This is a genomic window from Xanthomonas sp. LF02-5 (assembly GCF_034105325.1).
In the GTDB taxonomy this organism is placed as follows: Bacteria; Pseudomonadota; Gammaproteobacteria; order Xanthomonadales; family Xanthomonadaceae; genus Xanthomonas_A; species Xanthomonas_A sontii.
In genome coordinates this window covers 130,468-145,693 of record NZ_JAXGGF010000002.1, presented here as the reverse complement: position 1 = coordinate 145,693, position 15,226 = coordinate 130,468, and the positions used below count along the sequence as shown (strand labels likewise).

The 15,226-nt window shown below is 71.9% G+C and carries 14 protein-coding genes; 5 read left to right on the top strand and 9 right to left on the bottom strand.

Going from position 1 to position 15,226, the window contains the following annotated elements; genetic code table 11:
• Positions 1-249 precede the first annotated feature (249 nt).
• Together mnmG and SLW52_RS06645 are read right to left on the bottom strand one after the other, a co-directional pair.
• On the bottom strand, positions 250-2,139 hold the full coding sequence (gene mnmG / locus SLW52_RS06650) for a tRNA uridine-5-carboxymethylaminomethyl(34) synthesis enzyme MnmG (protein ID WP_267100444.1): 1,890 nt from the start codon (positions 2,137-2,139) through the stop codon (positions 250-252).
• A gap of 509 nt (positions 2,140-2,648) precedes the next feature.
• On the bottom strand, positions 2,649-3,170 hold the full coding sequence (locus tag SLW52_RS06645) for a hypothetical protein (RefSeq protein ID WP_320739792.1): 522 nt from the start codon (positions 3,168-3,170) through the stop codon (positions 2,649-2,651).
• A gap of 164 nt (positions 3,171-3,334) precedes the next feature.
• Between SLW52_RS06645 and SLW52_RS06640 the strand changes: the two genes are divergently transcribed.
• The gene (locus tag SLW52_RS06640; protein WP_320739791.1) at positions 3,335-4,294 is read left to right on the top strand and encodes a pyridoxal-phosphate dependent enzyme; all 960 of its coding nucleotides are present in this window, start codon (positions 3,335-3,337) and stop codon (positions 4,292-4,294) included.
• Positions 4,279-4,893 (top strand): YdcF family protein, encoded by a 615-nt coding sequence (locus tag SLW52_RS06635; RefSeq protein WP_017916239.1) that lies wholly within the window; start codon positions 4,279-4,281, stop codon positions 4,891-4,893. Before SLW52_RS06640 ends, SLW52_RS06635 begins: the two co-directional genes overlap by 16 nt.
• Before the next feature lie 439 nt (positions 4,894-5,332).
• Here SLW52_RS06635 and SLW52_RS06630 read toward each other — a convergent pair whose 3' ends face one another.
• Entirely contained in the window at positions 5,333-6,223 is an 891-nt protein-coding gene (locus tag SLW52_RS06630; RefSeq protein WP_320739790.1) for an N-acetylmuramoyl-L-alanine amidase, read from the bottom strand.
• Positions 6,224-6,572: 349 nt separating this feature from the next.
• On the opposite strand from SLW52_RS06630, the gene SLW52_RS06625 reads away from it, so the two are divergent.
• Positions 6,573-7,001: a ketosteroid isomerase-related protein gene (locus SLW52_RS06625; protein WP_017914487.1), complete on the top strand. Its 429-nt coding sequence runs from the start codon at positions 6,573-6,575 to the stop codon at positions 6,999-7,001.
• Between the two features lie 116 nt (positions 7,002-7,117).
• Positions 7,118-8,632 carry a glycosyltransferase family 39 protein gene (locus SLW52_RS06620; protein ID WP_267101572.1) on the top strand — a complete coding sequence of 505 codons (1,515 nt, stop codon included), beginning with the start codon at positions 7,118-7,120 and terminating at the stop codon, positions 8,630-8,632.
• Here the strand turns inward: SLW52_RS06620 and bioC are convergent.
• From bioC to bioB, 6 genes are all read right to left on the bottom strand, one after another.
• Entirely contained in the window at positions 8,600-9,490 is an 891-nt protein-coding gene (bioC, locus tag SLW52_RS06615; RefSeq protein ID WP_043094308.1) for a malonyl-ACP O-methyltransferase BioC, read from the bottom strand. The two genes, SLW52_RS06620 and bioC, sit on opposite strands and share 33 nt — an antisense overlap.
• A gap of 124 nt (positions 9,491-9,614) precedes the next feature.
• Entirely contained in the window at positions 9,615-10,397 is a 783-nt protein-coding gene (locus SLW52_RS06610; protein ID WP_320739788.1) for an SDR family oxidoreductase, read from the bottom strand.
• A gap of 532 nt (positions 10,398-10,929) precedes the next feature.
• Positions 10,930-11,691, bottom strand: coding sequence for a pimeloyl-ACP methyl ester esterase BioH (gene bioH, locus SLW52_RS06605; protein ID WP_017916789.1), 762 nt, complete (start codon positions 11,689-11,691; stop codon positions 10,930-10,932).
• Between the two features lie 49 nt (positions 11,692-11,740).
• Positions 11,741-12,094 carry a hypothetical protein gene (locus SLW52_RS06600; RefSeq protein ID WP_320739786.1) on the bottom strand — a complete coding sequence of 118 codons (354 nt, stop codon included), beginning with the start codon at positions 12,092-12,094 and terminating at the stop codon, positions 11,741-11,743.
• Positions 12,091-13,296, bottom strand: coding sequence for an 8-amino-7-oxononanoate synthase (gene bioF, locus SLW52_RS06595; RefSeq protein WP_267085567.1), 1,206 nt, complete (start codon positions 13,294-13,296; stop codon positions 12,091-12,093). The genes SLW52_RS06600 and bioF overlap by 4 nt, the downstream gene beginning before the upstream one ends.
• Before the next feature lie 101 nt (positions 13,297-13,397).
• A complete protein-coding gene (bioB, locus tag SLW52_RS06590) occupies positions 13,398-14,441 on the bottom strand; it encodes a biotin synthase BioB (protein WP_267085568.1) in 1,044 nt (347 codons plus the stop codon).
• A 73-nt stretch (positions 14,442-14,514) separates the two neighbouring features.
• On the opposite strand from bioB, the gene SLW52_RS06585 reads away from it, so the two are divergent.
• Positions 14,515-15,222, top strand: a complete 708-nt coding sequence (locus tag SLW52_RS06585) for a ComF family protein (RefSeq protein ID WP_320739785.1) — start codon at positions 14,515-14,517, stop codon at positions 15,220-15,222.
• Positions 15,223-15,226 lie beyond the last annotated feature (4 nt).

Here is a 15,226-nt window from a genome sequence, read left to right as displayed (position 1 = left end):
CTTCCGTAGTCAAAGCCCCTCTCCCCCCGGGAGAGGGGTTGGGGTGAGGGTCCGGGAGCGCAGCGCCGCCTCCGGACCTTAGTGCACCATCCGTACCCTCATCCGCCCCTTCGGGGCACCTTCTCCCGAGGGGAGAAGGGAAAAACAAGGAGCGGCTTCAGCCGCGAAGGGGCATTGCCGACACGCCCAGGTCGCGGCTGAAGCCGCTCCTGCGTGGGGGGGCTGCGCGCGATGCGCGTTCGCGACCGATCACGCCACCCGGCTGCGGCGCGCGCGTTCCAGGTGCACCAGCAGCAGCGAGATCGCCGCCGGGGTCATGCCGGGGATGCGCTGCGCCTGGCCCACGGTCTGCGGGCGCACGCGCTCGAGCTTCTGCTGCACTTCGGCCGACAGCCCGCGCACCTGCGCGTAGTCGAACGCGGCCGGGATCGGGGTGTCCTCGTGGCGCTGCTGGCGCGCGATCTCCTCGCGCTGGCGGTCCAGGTAGCCGGCGTACTTGATGCCGATCTCCACCTGTTCGGCCACCTGCGCGTCGGCCACGCCCGGGCCCAGCGACGGCACCCGCATCAGCGCGGCGTAGTCCAGCTCCGGGCGCTTGATCAGGTCCAGCACGGTGGTCTCGCGGCTCACCGCCACGCCCAGCGTCGCCGCGACCTCGCGGCCCAGCGCGTTGCCCGGCGTCGCCCACAGCGCACGCAGGCGCTCGTTCTCGCGCGCCACCGCCTCCTGCTTGGCCTGGAACCGCGCCCAGCGCGTCTCGTCGACGATGCCCAGCTCGTGGCCGATGCCGGTCAGGCGCGCGTCGGCGTTGTCCTCGCGCAGCTGCAGCCGGTACTCGGCGCGGCTGGTGAACATGCGGTACGGCTCGCTGGTGCCGTGGGTGATCAGGTCGTCGATCAGCACGCCGATGTAGGCCTGGTCGCGGCGCGGCGACCACGGCTCCAGCCCGCGCACCTGGCGCGCAGCGTTGAGGCCGGCGATCAGGCCCTGCGCGGCGGCTTCCTCGTAGCCGGTGGTGCCGTTGATCTGGCCGGCGAAGAACAGCCCGGGCATGGCCTTGGTCTCCAGCGAGGCCTTGAGTCCGCGCGGGTCGAAGAAGTCGTACTCGATGGCGTAGCCGGGGCGGGTGATGTGCGCGCGCTCGAAGCCGCGGATCGAGCGCACCAGCTCCAGCTGCACGTCGAACGGCAGCGAGGTGGAGATGCCGTTGGGGTAGATCTCGACCACGTCCAGGCCTTCCGGCTCGACGAAGATCTGGTGGCTGGCCTTCTCGGCGAAGCGCACCACCTTGTCCTCGATCGAGGGGCAGTAGCGCGGGCCGATGCCCTCGATCTGGCCGGTGTACAGCGGCGAGCGGTCCAGCGCGCCGCGGATGATGGCGTGGGTGCGCTCGGTGGTGTGGGTGATCCAGCACGAGACCTGGCGCGGATGCTGCGCCACCTCGCCCAGGAACGACATCACCGGCAGCGGATCGTCGCCGGGCTGTTCCTCCATCGCCGCATAGTCCAGGCTGCGCCCGTCGATGCGCGGCGGGGTGCCGGTCTTGAGCCGGTCCACGCCGAAGCGGCCGTCGCGCAGCGCCTGCGCCAGCGCGGTGGCCGGCGGATCGCCGGCGCGGCCGCCGGCGTACTGGGTCTGGCCGATGTGGATCTTGCCGGCCAGGAAGGTGCCGGCGGTCAGCACCACCGCCGCGGCCTCGAAGCGCAGCCCGGTCTGGGTCAGCACGCCGCGCACGCGCTCGCCGTCCATCACCAGGTCGTCCACCGCGGCCTGGAACACGGTCAGGTTCGGCTGCGCCTCGACCAGGCGCCGGATCGCGCTGCGGTACAGGCTGCGGTCGGCCTGGCAGCGGGTCGCGCGCACCGCCGGGCCCTTGGAGGCATTGAGGGTCCGCCACTGGATGCCGGCCAGATCCGCGGCGTGGGCCATCGCCCCGCCCAGCGCGTCGATCTCCTTGACCAGGTGGCCCTTGCCGATGCCACCGATCGCCGGGTTGCAGCTCATCGCCCCCACCGTCTCCACGTTGTGGGTCAGCAGCAGGGTGCGCGCGCCGGCACGCGCGGACGCCAGCGCCGCCTCGGTGCCGGCATGGCCGCCGCCGATCACGATCACGTCATGGCGGTAGAAGGAATCGCTCATCGGGGTCTCGTCGGCCGGCGCGGGGCCGGCGGCAGGGGGCGACACGGGACGTCGCCCAGGGTGTGAACAGGAATTTTAGCGGTTGCATCACAAATTGCAGATCCGGGCCTCAAGTTGGCACGCAATCTGCAGATATTCCCACTGCACCCAACGTGGCAATGCGTCAGGGGCGTATGACTGGAATTGGAACAGGGGCCAGTCACGCGCACGTTGGGGGAGCTGGGGGCCGGTAGTCGGGGGACTACCGGCCCTTTTTTATGCCCGTTTTTCGCCGGTCGCCGGCGCCACCCCAGCAATGGCAAGGCCCCAACGCGAAAAGCCCCGGCGGACCGGGGCTTTTCGTTGTGAGGCGCCGACGCCCGACAGGGCCGGAACAGGGGGGATCCAGATTTCCCTGTCGGACATCGACATAGACGGTGGGGTCGACCCCTTCGGGTCATAAAGCGACGCAGGCGGTCACCCCGTAGGACGTAGAGTGCGTGCTGGGACAGGCGAACGCAAGCCCTTTCTTAGGGTTCGAGTGTGCGACGTGTCCCATTGCTGCGACCCATATTGCCGGGGCGCGGCGCCGGCGGGCGCTGCATGCCCTCGGGCCGCTGCATCGCCGGCAGGGCCGGCTGCATCGATTGCGGCCGCGGTGCCGAATTGAGCGCGTCCGGACGCCGCAGGCGGTCCATGTCGCGCCACGGCGTCGGTACCCGACCACCCACGCTGGGCGGCGGCGACGGCGGCCGCGAGCCGCCGTCGTCCGGCCGCGGACGCGGTGGCGGGCGGTGGCGCGGGCCATCGTAGCCACGGTAGTAGTAATAGGGCACGCCGTACCCGTAGTAGCCGTAATAGGACGGGCCGTAACCGTAGTAGGGCACCGCGCCGTAGGGCGAGTAGTACTCGGAGTAGCCGGCCGGGTAGCGGTATTCGACCGACGGGGCGCCACGGTAGTAGCCACCCTCGCCGCCTCCGGCGTAATCGTAGGTGGCGCAGCCGCCCAGTGCGGCCAGCAGTCCAGCGGCGCAGATCAGGCGCAGTTTCATGGCGTTTGCCCTCCAGCAGGCTGGCTGACAGGTTCGGTCCGTGGCATTGAATCCCCCCTTAACTTCATCGGCTGCACTTGAACGCTTAAGTTGCGCGCAACGACGGCGAACCGGCGCGGGTCGCGGGCGCTGCACGTTGGCGACGATACGCTACCCTTTCGCGCATGGTCTCACGTTTTCTGCCCGAGTTCGGCGACGTCCTGGCGGCCGCCGCACGCATTGCCGCGCACGCGCGGCCAACCCCGGTGCTGCGTTCGCGGGCGCTGGATGCCGCCACCGGCGCGCAGCTGTACTTCAAGGCCGAACACCTGCAGCGCGGTGGCGCGTTCAAGTTCCGCGGTGCCTGCAACGCGGTGTGGGCGCTGGACCCGGCGCAGGCGGCCTGCGGGGTGGTCACCCATTCCTCCGGCAACCATGGCGCGGCGCTGGCCCTGGCCGCGCGCACCCGCGGCATCGGCTGCCATGTGGTGGTGCCGGAGGGGGCGGTCGCCGTCAAGCTCGCCAACATCGCCCGCCACGGCGCCACGCTGTGGCGTTGCGCGCCGAGCATCGCCGCGCGCGAGGCGCTGTGCGCCCAGGTGCAGCGCGATACCGGCGCGACCCTGGTGCATCCCTATGCCGATCCGGCGGTGATCGCCGGGCAGGGCACCGCCGCGCTGGAACTGTTGGACGCCAGCGGCGGGCTGGACATGCTGGTGGTGCCGGTCGGCGGCGGCGGCCTGGCCGCGGGCAGCCGCCTGGCGCTGTCGGCGCGGGCGCCGCAGGCGCAGTTGCTGCTGGCCGAGCCGGCCGGCGCCGCCGACACTGCGCGCTCGCTGGCGGCCGGCGAGCGCCGCCTGGACATGGTCCCGGACACGCTCTGCGACGGCCTGCGCGGCACCCTCGGCGAACCCAACTTCGCCCTGCTGCACGGCCAGGCCGAGGTGCTGGTGGTGGAGGACGCGGCGACCGTGGCGGCGATGCGGCTGCTGTGGCAGGTGCTCAAGCAGGTGGTGGAGCCGTCCTCGGCGATCGCCCTGGCGGCGGTGCTGGCGCAGCCGGCGCGTTTCGCCGGGCGCCGGGTGGGGGTGATCCTGTCCGGCGGCAACGTCGACCTGGACGCCTTGCCATGGGGCGCGGCATGAGCGCGCGGGGCGGCTTCCGCTGGCTGCGCTGGCTGGTGCGCCTGGCGGCGCTGCTGGGGCTGTGGCTGCTGGGCGTGGCGATCTACATCGTCTGGGTCGGCGACCGCGACCAGGCGGCGCCGGCCGACGCGATCATCGTGCTCGGCGCCGCGGCCTACGACGCCAAGCCGTCGCCGGTGTTCGAGGAGCGCATACGCCACGGCCTGGACCTGTACCAGCGCGGCTACGCGCCGACCCTGATCTTCACCGGCGGCTTCGGCAACGGCGCGCGCTTCGCCGAGTCGCAGGTGGCCCGGCGCTACGCGCTGCGCCACGACGTGCCGGCCGACGCGATCCTGATCGAGACGGTGTCGCGCACCACCCGGCAGAACCTGATCGAGGCGCGGCGGCTGATGCGCGAACACGGCCTGCACCGGGTGATCGTGGTCAGCGATCCGCTGCACATGGCACGGGCGCTGCGGCTGTGCCAGGAACTGCAGATCGACGCCCTGGCGTCGTCGACCCCGAGCAGCCGTTTCCGCAGCTTCCAGACCCGCTGGCGCTTCCTGCTGCAAGAGCTGTACTTCTTCCATCGCGACCTGGTGGTCCCCGGCGCCTGAACCTGCGGGGTGCGGTACGCAACGGCGCATTCCCTGGCGCCGGCCGCTGCCGAGCGCACCCGAATCAATCGCCACCGCAACGGTCGCGTACACGAGGTGATGGCGAGGCCGGCGCGCGGCCCATGCGGGCCGCGCATGTCATGCAGCCGCTCTGGCCGGGCGCGATCACGGCCGTGCAAGGGCGCACATCGCGGAGCAGGGCCGCTGTGCGTCTCGGCGGACGAGCAGGGATCCCGGCGGAGATCGAGGGTGAATCCGTCGAACCAGCGGCGATGCCGGGTCGAGGCCGCTGCAGGCGACGACGCTACAGCAGCGCTCCCGTCACGACCTGACGGTCATCGGCGTGCAGGCGCTTCGTTGGATCGCGGTCGTCGCACGCGCGCGGTTCCTGCATGTCTTGGCGTTGCGCGCGCCGACCCGCGGATGCGAGCCCGCGCGCTCACCATGCCGGGTCGACGTACTGGACGACCAGGGCGTTGGCGATGCTCTCGGTTTCAGCGTCGATGATGCCGCTGGTCTTGCGTGGCCTGAAGTGCATCTGGAACGCGGCGACGATGCGTTGCAGTTTTCCGCTCCAACGCCCGTCGACACTCACCTCGTTGTACCCATAACGCTTGAGCGCCCGCTGCAGCGCGAGTACATCGCCGGGCGCATTGGGATCGCGCCCGGCCAGGTAGCGGCGCACGTTCGCCTGGTCCGGCCATGCGCCGATGCCGTGCCGGGCGAGCATTTCCCAGGGGAACAGCGGACCTGGATCGTACTTGCGCAGGGGCGCCACGTCGCTGTGGCCGAGCACGTTCTGCGGTGCGATGCCATAGCGGGTGATGAGGTCGTTGAGCAGCGGCACCAGCGCGGCGACTTGCTCCGGCGCGAAGGCGTACCACTGCCGATTGCCGGCCTTGCCCTGTGCAAAGCCGAGATTGACGATCTCCACACCGATGGACGTATCGTTCAGATTGCTGCGGCCATTCCAGGCGCTCACGCCAGCGTGCCACGCCCGTTTCTGTTCGGCCACCAGTTGCAGGACGACCGGCTTTCCATCCACCAGCGCCGGGCGCGCCGGCACCAGGTAATGGGCGCTGACATCCGGGCCTGACAGCACCTTCAGTGAACGGGCGTCATTGAGCGCGGTGTAATGCAGGACGAGGAAACGGATGCGTTCGTTTTGCGCCAGGGAGGGCGTTTGCACCGATACGTCGTAACTGCCGCGGTCCAGGAGTGTCGGGGGCGATGGTGCCGCAGTGGCTGGAGTCTGGGGCGGTGAGCGGACAGACGAGCAGCCAGCGAGCAGCAGCGACAGCGACAGCGACAGGACCACAGTGCGAGACATGCACACTCCTCCGATTGGTTGCGCAGCGCCGGGTGTGTCGACTGCGAGGGATGTGCAAGCGAGTTTGCCGTCGCATCGGAGGCGCTCCCATGGGGCGGCGCCCAAAACAGGCGCGCACTGCGCGGCCGATGGAGCGCGCCCACGCAGCGCGCGCGCAGCCTTGGTGCCCCCCCGTGGCAGTGCCGTCCCGAGTCGCGAAAGATCGCGGGCCTGGCGCGCTGTGTCCGACCCCGTTGGCGCTTGCGGCTGCAGAAGGTCCAGTGCCTCCATCGCCGCCGCCGGTGGCTGCCCGCCGCAGGGCTGTGCCGCGCCGTATGATGGGCCTTTCCACGGCCCGAGGGAGGCAGCCATGAGCAACCACGGAGTTCCTGCGCAGGACCAGGCCATCGCCCTGGTGCAGGCCTATTACGCCGCGTTCAACCGCGGCGACTGGGACGGCATGCTGGGCATGCTCACCGACGATGTCGCCCACGATCTCAACCAGGGCGCGCGCGAGACCGGCAAGGAGGTCTTCGCCGCCTTCCTGCAGCGCATGAACGCCAGCTACCGCGAGCAGTTGCACGACATCGTGGTGCTGGCCGCGCAGGACGGCCGCCGCGCCGCCGCCGAGTACGTGGTGCATGGCGAATACCACCACACCGACACCGGCCTGCCGGAGGCGCGCGGCCAGCGCTACGTGCTGCCGGGCGGGGCGTTCTTCGACATCCGCGACGGCAGGATCGCCCGGGTGAGCAACTACTACAACCTGGAAGACTGGATCGCGCAGGTCTCTGCCTGAGCCACGCGCCGGCCTGAGGCCGGCGCGCTCGCGCTGTCGCAAAACTGTCCGCCGGCCGTCATCTGCGGCCGCAGGCGCGGTGACTATGGTCGCCGCGTCGACCGAGAGGACTGCCGATGCGCGCGCTGCTTCGTTCCCCGGCCGTCGCGGTGGCGCTGCTGGCCTGCACGCTCGCGCTGGCCCTGCTGGGCGCCCGCGGCATCTGGGATGCCGACGAGGGCCGTTACTCCAATGTCGCGCTGAACATGCTGCACAGCGGCGACTGGCTCACGCCCCGGCGCAGCGAGGACGTGGCGCACTGGACCAAGCCGCCGTTGACCTACTGGGCGATCGCCGCCAGCGTCGCCGCGTTCGGGCCGTCGCCCTGGGCGGCGCGGTTGCCATCGGCGCTGTCCTACCTGCTGTGCGTGCTGCTGGTGTGGCGCCTGGCCGCGCGGCTGTTTCCCGAACGCCCTGAGCTGCCGGCGCAGGCGGCGCTGCTGTACGCGACCATGCTGGCCCCGTTCGGCGCGGCGCAATGGATTTCCACCGACTTCCTGCTCGCCGCCTGCGAGACCCTGGCGGTGTGGGCCTTCGTCGAAGCGCGGGCGCATCCGCCCGGACAGGGCAAGCGCTGGATCGCGGCGATGTGGGCCGGCTTCGCCCTTGCGTTCATGACCAAGGGCCCGCCTGGCCTGCTGCCGCTGCCGGCGCTACTGCTGTTCAACGCGGTGACGCCCGGGCCGCCGCGGCGCGCGCTGCAGCTCTCCGGCATCGTCCTGTTCGTGGTGCTGGCGCTGCCCTGGTACCTGGCGGTGATCCACGGCCATCCGGGATTGCTGCAGTACTTCGTCGGCGACGAGGTGGTCAAGCGCGTGGCCAGCGATGCGTTCGGGCGCAACGCGCAGTGGTACGGCTGGGCGGTGGCGTATGCGCCGATCCTGGTCCTGGGCACGCTGCCGTGGACGCCGGCGCTGGCGCGTTGGGCCTGGCAATTGCCGCGGCAACTGCGGCAGTGGTGGCGCGATCCGGCGTTGCGCCTGCAGCAGGCCGCGCCGCTGTTGCTGACCCTGTGGCTGCTGCTGCCGCTGCTGGTGTTGTGCCTATCGCGCTCACGGCTGCCGCTGTACGTGCTGCCGCTGTTCGTGCCGCTGGCATTGCTGGCGGCGTGGCAGCGCGCGCAGGAGGGCCGGGCGCCGTGGCGCTGGCCGTGGCTGCTGGGCTGGTGCGGATTGCTGCTGGCGCTCGAACTGGCCGTGGCGCTGCTGCCCACGCACAAGGATGCCGGCGCCTGGGCGCAGGCGATCGCGCAGCGTGCCGATGCGCCGGTGCGCGAGGTGGTGTTCGTCGAGGACATGGCGCGCTACGGCCTGCGCCTGGAGCTGGGCGCGCAGGTACGCAAGATCCGCCTGGACCCAGTGCGCGCCGCGCCGCGTTTCGGTCCCGAATACGACGCCGATCTGCTCACGGTGTTGCGGCAACCGCGCGCCGGGCGGGTGTGGGTGTGCAAGCAGGAGGCCTGGGCGCAGGTCGCCGCGCGCATCGCCGCGCAGGGCGCACAGGCGCAAGCGTTGGGGATGCCCTACCAGGGTCGGGTGCTGTTCCGGGTGCTGCCTGGCTCAGTCGCCGCGGCGGCGGATCGGGATCGCTGACAGCGGCACCGCGGCGATCTCGCCGCCGCCCTCGCGGATCGGCGCGCCCGGCGGCGGCGCCCAGGCGTGCGCGTAGATCACTTCCCACGTGCTGGGCAGGGTGCCGTCGGCGCCGCGCAGCGGCTCGTAGGCGGCGCTGGCGGCGGCGAAGCGGCCGCGGCCGGTGAGGGTGTGGCGGCGCGCCTGCAGCGCGTTGGTGGCGCCGATCGCGCGCAGTTCGCGCATCAGCGCGGCAAGGTCCGGATAGGTCAGGTTGAACACGTCGCGGTCCAGCACCGGATCGCGGAAGCCCGACAGCATCAGCGCATCGCCGAACTGCGCGATCGGCGCGAAGCGGCTCACGTGCGGCGTGGTCCGGTCGGCCTGGGCGAAGGCCTCGCGCAGTTCGATCAGGGTGTCCGGGCCGAAGCTGGAACACAGCAGCAGGCCGCCGGGACGCAGCACGCGGCGGAATCCGGCGAACACCGCCGGCAGATCCTCGACCCACTGCAGGCACAGATTGCTGAAGATCACATCGACGCTGTGCTCGGCCAGCGGCAGCGCGCGCGCATCGGCGCAGACGCGGCCGAACGGCTTCCACCAGCCGGCCTGACGCTTGGCCTGCTGCAGCATCGGCAGCGCCTGGTCGAGCGCGATCACCTGCGCGCGCGGCCAGCGCTTCTTCATCGCCGCGGCGGCATGCGCCGGACCGCTGCCCACGTCCAGCACCACCTGCGGGACGCGGTCGCCGAGGTAGTCCAGCGATTCCAGCAGGCGCCCCTGCACCTCGCGCTGCAGCGCCGCGGCGGCATCGTAACTGGCGGCGGCACGCGCGAAGGCGCGGCGGATGTGCTGGGAGTCGAACGCGGAAGGATCCATCCGCGCATTATCGCCGCCCGCGTCGCGCCGCGGCCAGCAGCGCCACCTGCATCACCGCGTTCTGCGCACGCGTCGCCAATCTCGGCTTACGAATCCCGACTCCCCAATCCCCACTCCCGGCTTCTCAGAACGTCCCCGGATAGCTGCCGCCATCCAGCAGCAGGTTCTGCCCGCTCAGGTAGCCGGCCTGCGCGCTGCACAGGAAGGCGCAGGCCGCGCCGAACTCTTCCGCGGTGCCGAAGCGCCCGGCCGGAATCTGCCGGCGCTTGCGTTCGGCCAGGTCGGCGGGATCGATGCCCTCGCGCTGCGCGGCGTGGGCGATGTTGCCGCGCAGCCGGTCGGTGTCGAACTGCCCGGGCAGCAGGTTGTTGATGGTCACGTTGTGCGCCACCGTGCGCCGCGCCAGCCCGGCGACGAAGCCGGTGAGGCCGGCGCGCGCGCCGTTGGACAGCCCCAGGCTGTCGATCGGCGCCTTCACCGCGGCCGAGGTGATGTTGACGATGCGGCCGAAGCCGCGCGCCTGCATCGCATCGACGGTGGCGCGGATCAACGCGATCGGCGCCAGCATGTTGGCGTCGAGCGCGCGCAGCCAGTCCTCGCGTTCCCAGTCGCGGAAATCGCCCGGCGGCGGTCCGCCTGCGTTGTTGATCAGGATGTCGACCTGCGGGCAGGCGGCCAATGCGGCGGCGCGGCCGGCCTCGGTGGCGATGTCCGCCGCCACCGCGACCACCTCGCCACCGCCATCGACCGCGCGCAGCTGCGCCGCGGCCGCCTCCAGCGCGGCCTGGCCGCGCGCCACGATCACCACATGCACGCCTTCGCGGGCCAGCGCCTGCGCGCAGCCCAGTCCCAGCCCCTTGCTCGCGGCGCAGACCAGCGCCCACTTGCCGGCGATTCCCAGGTCCATGCTTGCACTCTCGTTCGAAGGAACCGCGATGATCGGACATTGGCGCTGTGGCGGCCAGCTTCACGCCGCGACGTTGAGGACATTGAGCACGCACGGCAGGTGCAGGAGCGGCTTCGCTGCGCAGCGTTTTGCTGCCATGCGTCGCGACTGAAGTCGCTCCCACAGGGATAGCCGGCATCCTTGTGGGAGGGACTTCAGTCCCGACGACGGAGGGTGTCGGTCGGCTTCCGGCTTCGCTTGTCGCGGCGGCACGACAGTTGAGTCCCACGGCGGAGCCGCTTGCGTCTTTCTGACGTCGGTGCGGGTCGCGTGATGCCTTGTGGGAGTCAACTGTCATGCAGCGTGCGACGCGCGAGACGGTGTGCGCTTTCCGATGGCGCAATGCGTCGGGACTGAAGTCCCACCCACAGTGCACCCGGCGGGCTCGACGCAAGCGCTTGTAGAGCGGCTTCAGCCGCGACCCGACGCAACAGGCGTGTCGCGGCTGAAGCCGCTGCTACGACAGCACCGTGGAACGCGCGGCGCGACGCCGCTAGTCCAGCGTCGCCATAAATCCACGCAGCGCCTCGGCGACCGTATCGGCATGGCCGAGGAACGGGGCGTGGCCGCCACCGGCGACGATTAGCGCGCGCGCGTTCGGCGCCAGCGCCGCGGCGGCCTCCATGCCTGCGGGTGGGACCAGGCGGTCGCGCTGGCCGCCGATCCACAGGCTGGGCACGCGCAGGCCGGGCAGGGCGCGGCGCAGGTCGGTGCGTTCCAGCAGGGTCAGGCCGTCCTGCAGCACGTGCGGGTCGGGCGCGCCGCGGGCGTCGAGCGCCTCGCGCAGCGTGCGCAGTTCGGCGCGCGCGTGCGCCGAGCCGAGCGTATCCAGCGCCAGGAAGCGCTCGAGGGTGCCGCGATAGTCTTCGGCCAGATCGCGGCCGAACTGTTCGAACACCTGCGGCTCCACCGCGTGCGGCCAGTCGCTGCCGCGTACGAAGCGCGGCGTCGCCGCGAGCATCGCCAGCCCGCGTACCTGCGGTTGCGTGGCGGCGGCGTGCAGCGCGAACAGCCCGCCCAGCGACCAGCCCAGCCACACGGCCGGCGGCGTGGCCGCGGCGATCGCGCTGACCACGTGCGGCAGCGCCAGCGGCGTGTCGTCGCCGCGGCTGTGGCCGTGCCCGGGCAGGTCCACCAGGTGCAGGCGGTACTGCGCCGACAGGCGCTCGACCAAGGGCGCGAAGATGCCGCCGTTCAACGCCCAGCCGTGCAGCAGGACCAGATCGGGGCCCTGCCCCAGGGTGTCGATATGCATCGTCGTCCGTCGTTGCGAAGGAACAGGAAAGGCAGCGTCGGCTGCCGCGTCAGTGCGCCGCGCGCTGCGCCAGCACCTGCGGCAGCAGCAGGCGCCACTGTCGGCGCGGATAGTCGCGGGTGCGCCAGGCGGACACGCGATGCGCACCACGGCGCTGCTGGATCGCCGCGCTCAGCCAGTCGCCGTCGATGCCCTGCCAGGCGCCAGCCGTGGTCAGCAGGTTCGGCGCCAGCCGCGGATGCACGTCCTCGCGCAGCATCTGCCACAGCGCGTCGGTGGCGAACGGCGAGGCGGCGAGTACCGCGGCGATCTGCGCATGCCGCGCGTCGACCGCATCGTCCAGGTACAGCTCGGCCAGCGCGTCCCACACCGCGCGTCGCGCGGCGAGGCCGGTCGCGCTCACGCCGGCACGCCGGGCGGGTGCGCGGCCACGCGATCGCGGGCCAGCGCCAGCGCGTCCAGCAGCGCCTGCACCTGCGCCGGCGTGTGCAGCGCCGACAGGGTCACGCGCAGCCGCGACTTGCCCTCCGGCACGGTCGGCGGGCGGATCGCCGAGACCAGGTAGCCGGCCTGTTCCAGCGCCGCCGACCACGCCAGTGCGGTGCGCTCCTCGCCGCACAGCAGCGGCTGGATCGGCGTGTCCGAGGCCATCAGCTCCAGGCCATGACGGCGGGCGCCGCCGCGGAACAGGGCGATCAGCTCGACCAGCCGCTCGCGCCGCCACTGGTCGCGCCGCGCCAGCTTGACCGCCGCCAGCGAGGCCGCGGCCTGCGCCGGCGGCAGCGCGGTGGTGTACAGATACGGCCGCGCGGTTTCGGCCAGATGCCGGATCAGCGTGGTATCGCCGACCACTGCGGCGCCGTAGCCGCCCAGTGCCTTGCCCAGGGTCACCAGTTGCAGCGGAACGTCGTCGACACCCAGCCCGGCCTCGGCGACGCTGCCGCGCCCCTGCGGGCCGACCACGCCGACGCCGTGCGCGTCGTCCACGTACAGCAGCGCCTGTTGCGTGCGCGCCACCAGCGCCAGCGAGCGCAGCGGGGCGACGTCGCCGTCCATGCTGAACACGCCATCGGTGGCCAGCATCGCCGCGCCGTCGGCGGCGTGCTTGAGCTGGCGCATCGCGCCTTCGGCATCCAGGTGCGGGTAGCGACGCAGGCGGCAGCCGGCCAGGCGGCTGGCGTCGAGCAGGCTGGCGTGGTTGAGCCGGTCCTGCACGCACACGTCCTCTTCCTCGCTCAGCAGCGCCTGCTGCACCGCCAGGTTGGCGATGAAGCCGCTGCCGAACAGCAGCGCCTGCGGATAGCCGAGCCAGTCGGCGATCTCGCGCTCCAGCGTCTCGTGCAGCGCGTGGTGGCCGCACACCAGGTGCGAGGCGGTGGCGCCGGCGCCCTCGCGCGCGGCGGCGTCCTGCAGGGCGGCGACCACTTCGAACTGCTGCGCCAGGCCCAGATAGTCATTGCTGCAGAAGCCGGTCAGCCAGCGGCCGTCCACTTCCAGGCGCACGCCGTCGCGGCGGCCGACGCTGCGGCGCACGCGCAGGCGCCCCTGCGCTTCGCGCAAGGCGCGCGCGGACTGGATGCGGTCGTGCAGGTCGGGACGGGCCATGGGCGCGGGACGGGCATCTGGCGGGCTAGCGTAGCGCGTCCCCGGCCGGGCCGGGCGCCGCCGGCGATGGACGGCCGGATCGGCGGACGGACGCCCCAGGCTCAGACCAGCGCGGCGGCGATCGCCGGTGTGGGCTGGGCGGTGATGTCCGCGTGCACGGTGCCGGGATGGTCGTGCGCGTCGGCATCCACCATCACCTGCATCGGCCGCAGCCCCAGCCGCGCGAACAGCGCCTGGTCGCGCTCGGTGTCCGGGTTGCCGGTGGTCAGCAGTTTCTCACCGTAGAAGATCGAGTTGGCGCCGGCGCAGAAGCACAGCGCCTGCAGTTCGTCGCTCATGCTCTCGCGCCCGGCCGACAGCCGCACCATCGCCCGCGGCATCGCGATGCGGGCGACGGCGATCGTGCGCACGAACTCGAACGGATCCAGCTCGACCGTGCCGTGCAGCGGGGTGCCGGCGACCTGCACCAGGCGGTTGATCGGCACCGAGTCCGGATGCACCGGCAGGTTGGCCAGCGCCTGCAGCAGGCCGGCGCGCTGGTCGCGCGACTCGCCCATGCCGACGATGCCGCCGCAGCAGGTCTTCAGGCCGGCGTCGCGCACGTGGGTCAGGGTGTCCAGGCGGTCCTGGTACTGGCGGGTGTGGATGATCGAGTCGTAGAAATCCGGCGCGGTGTCCAGATTGTGGTTGTAGTAGTCCAGCCCGGCGGACTTCAGCGCCTGCGCCTGGGTGCCGTCGAGCATGCCCAGGGTGGCGCAGGTCTCCAGGCCCAGCGCCTTCACCTCGCGGATCATCTCCGCCACCTTCGGGATGTCGCGGTCCTTGGGCGAGCGCCAGGCCGCGCCCATGCAGAACCGCGAGGCGCCGGCCGCCTTGGCCTGGCGCGCCTTGTCCAGCACCGCCTCGGTGCTCATCAGCTTCTGCGCCTCCACGCCGGTGGCGTAGCGCTGCGCCTGCGGGCAGTACGCGCAGTCTTCCGGGCAACCGCCGGTCTTCACCGACAGCAGCGTGGACACCTGCACCTGCGCCGGATCGAAGTGTTCGCGGTGCACGGCGCCGGCGCGGTGCAGCAGTTCCGGGAACGGCAGGTCGAACAGGGCGAGCAATTCCTGGCGTTGCCAGTCGTGTCGGACGACAGCGGACATGGGGGTTTCCTGACGGTCAGCGGCTGGGAAAGCGGGCAGTCTGGTAAGCATGCAACGTCGTGTCAACTTCACGATGGCTGGTTTGGTTGACGGCGGTTGGCGCTGGCTGCAGGGCCGCCTGCTGCCGGAACGCTGCCTGGTGTGCGGGGAGCCCGGCGCGCCGGGCCTGGACCTGTGTGCCGCCTGTCGCGACGATGTGCCCTGGAATGCGGCGGCCTGCTGCCGCTGCGCGCTGCCGTTGCCGGCGCTGGATGCCGAGCAGGTCTGCGGCGCGTGCCAACGCCGGCCGCCGTTGCTGGAGCGGGTGGCCAGCGCCTGCGTGTACGCCGCGCCGGTCGATGGCCTGTTGCGCCGCTTCAAGTTCCATCAGGACCTGGCCGCCGGGCGCCTGCTCTCCGCATTGCTGCAGGCACGCTGCGCGGCCTTGCCGCGGCCGCAGGCGCTGCTGCCGGTGCCGCTGCATCCGGCCCGGCTGCGCCAGCGCGGCTACGACCAGGCGCTGGAACTGGCGCGGCCACTGGCGCGCGCGCTGGAGCTGCCGCTGTGCCTGGAATTGCAGCGGGTGCGGGCGACCGCGGCGCAATCCGAACTGGACGCGCGCGCACGCCGGCGCAACCTGCGTGGTGCGTTCGCGGTGCCGGCCTCGGCGGCGCTGCCGGCGCACGTGGCGCTGGTCGACGACGTGATGACCACCGGCGCGACCCTCCACGCCGCGGCAAAGGCACTGCGCCGTGCCGGCGTCGAACGGGTCGATGCCTGGGTGGTGGCGCGGGTGCCGTGAGCGC

What these genes read in the sequence shown, in the direction of transcription:
- mnmG (WP_267100444.1), bottom strand. Translation starts at nt 2,139, where the DNA reads ATGAGCGATTCCTTCTACCGCCATGACGTGATCGTGATCGGCGGCGGC.
- SLW52_RS06645 (WP_320739792.1), bottom strand. Translation starts at nt 3,170, where the DNA reads ATGAAACTGCGCCTGATCTGCGCCGCTGGACTGCTGGCCGCACTGGGC.
- SLW52_RS06640 (WP_320739791.1), top strand. Translation starts at nt 3,335, where the DNA reads ATGGTCTCACGTTTTCTGCCCGAGTTCGGCGACGTCCTGGCGGCCGCC.
- SLW52_RS06635 (WP_017916239.1), top strand. Translation starts at nt 4,279, where the DNA reads ATGGGGCGCGGCATGAGCGCGCGGGGCGGCTTCCGCTGGCTGCGCTGG.
- SLW52_RS06630 (WP_320739790.1), bottom strand. Translation starts at nt 6,223, where the DNA reads ATGTCTCGCACTGTGGTCCTGTCGCTGTCGCTGTCGCTGCTGCTCGCT.
- SLW52_RS06625 (WP_017914487.1), top strand. Translation starts at nt 6,573, where the DNA reads ATGAGCAACCACGGAGTTCCTGCGCAGGACCAGGCCATCGCCCTGGTG.
- SLW52_RS06620 (WP_267101572.1), top strand. Translation starts at nt 7,118, where the DNA reads ATGCGCGCGCTGCTTCGTTCCCCGGCCGTCGCGGTGGCGCTGCTGGCC.
- bioC (WP_043094308.1), bottom strand. Translation starts at nt 9,490, where the DNA reads ATGGATCCTTCCGCGTTCGACTCCCAGCACATCCGCCGCGCCTTCGCG.
- SLW52_RS06610 (WP_320739788.1), bottom strand. Translation starts at nt 10,397, where the DNA reads ATGGACCTGGGAATCGCCGGCAAGTGGGCGCTGGTCTGCGCCGCGAGC.
- bioH (WP_017916789.1), bottom strand. Translation starts at nt 11,691, where the DNA reads ATGCATATCGACACCCTGGGGCAGGGCCCCGATCTGGTCCTGCTGCAC.
- bioF (WP_267085567.1), bottom strand. Translation starts at nt 13,296, where the DNA reads ATGGCCCGTCCCGACCTGCACGACCGCATCCAGTCCGCGCGCGCCTTG.
- bioB (WP_267085568.1), bottom strand. Translation starts at nt 14,441, where the DNA reads ATGTCCGCTGTCGTCCGACACGACTGGCAACGCCAGGAATTGCTCGCC.
- SLW52_RS06585 (WP_320739785.1), top strand. Translation starts at nt 14,515, where the DNA reads ATGGCTGGTTTGGTTGACGGCGGTTGGCGCTGGCTGCAGGGCCGCCTG.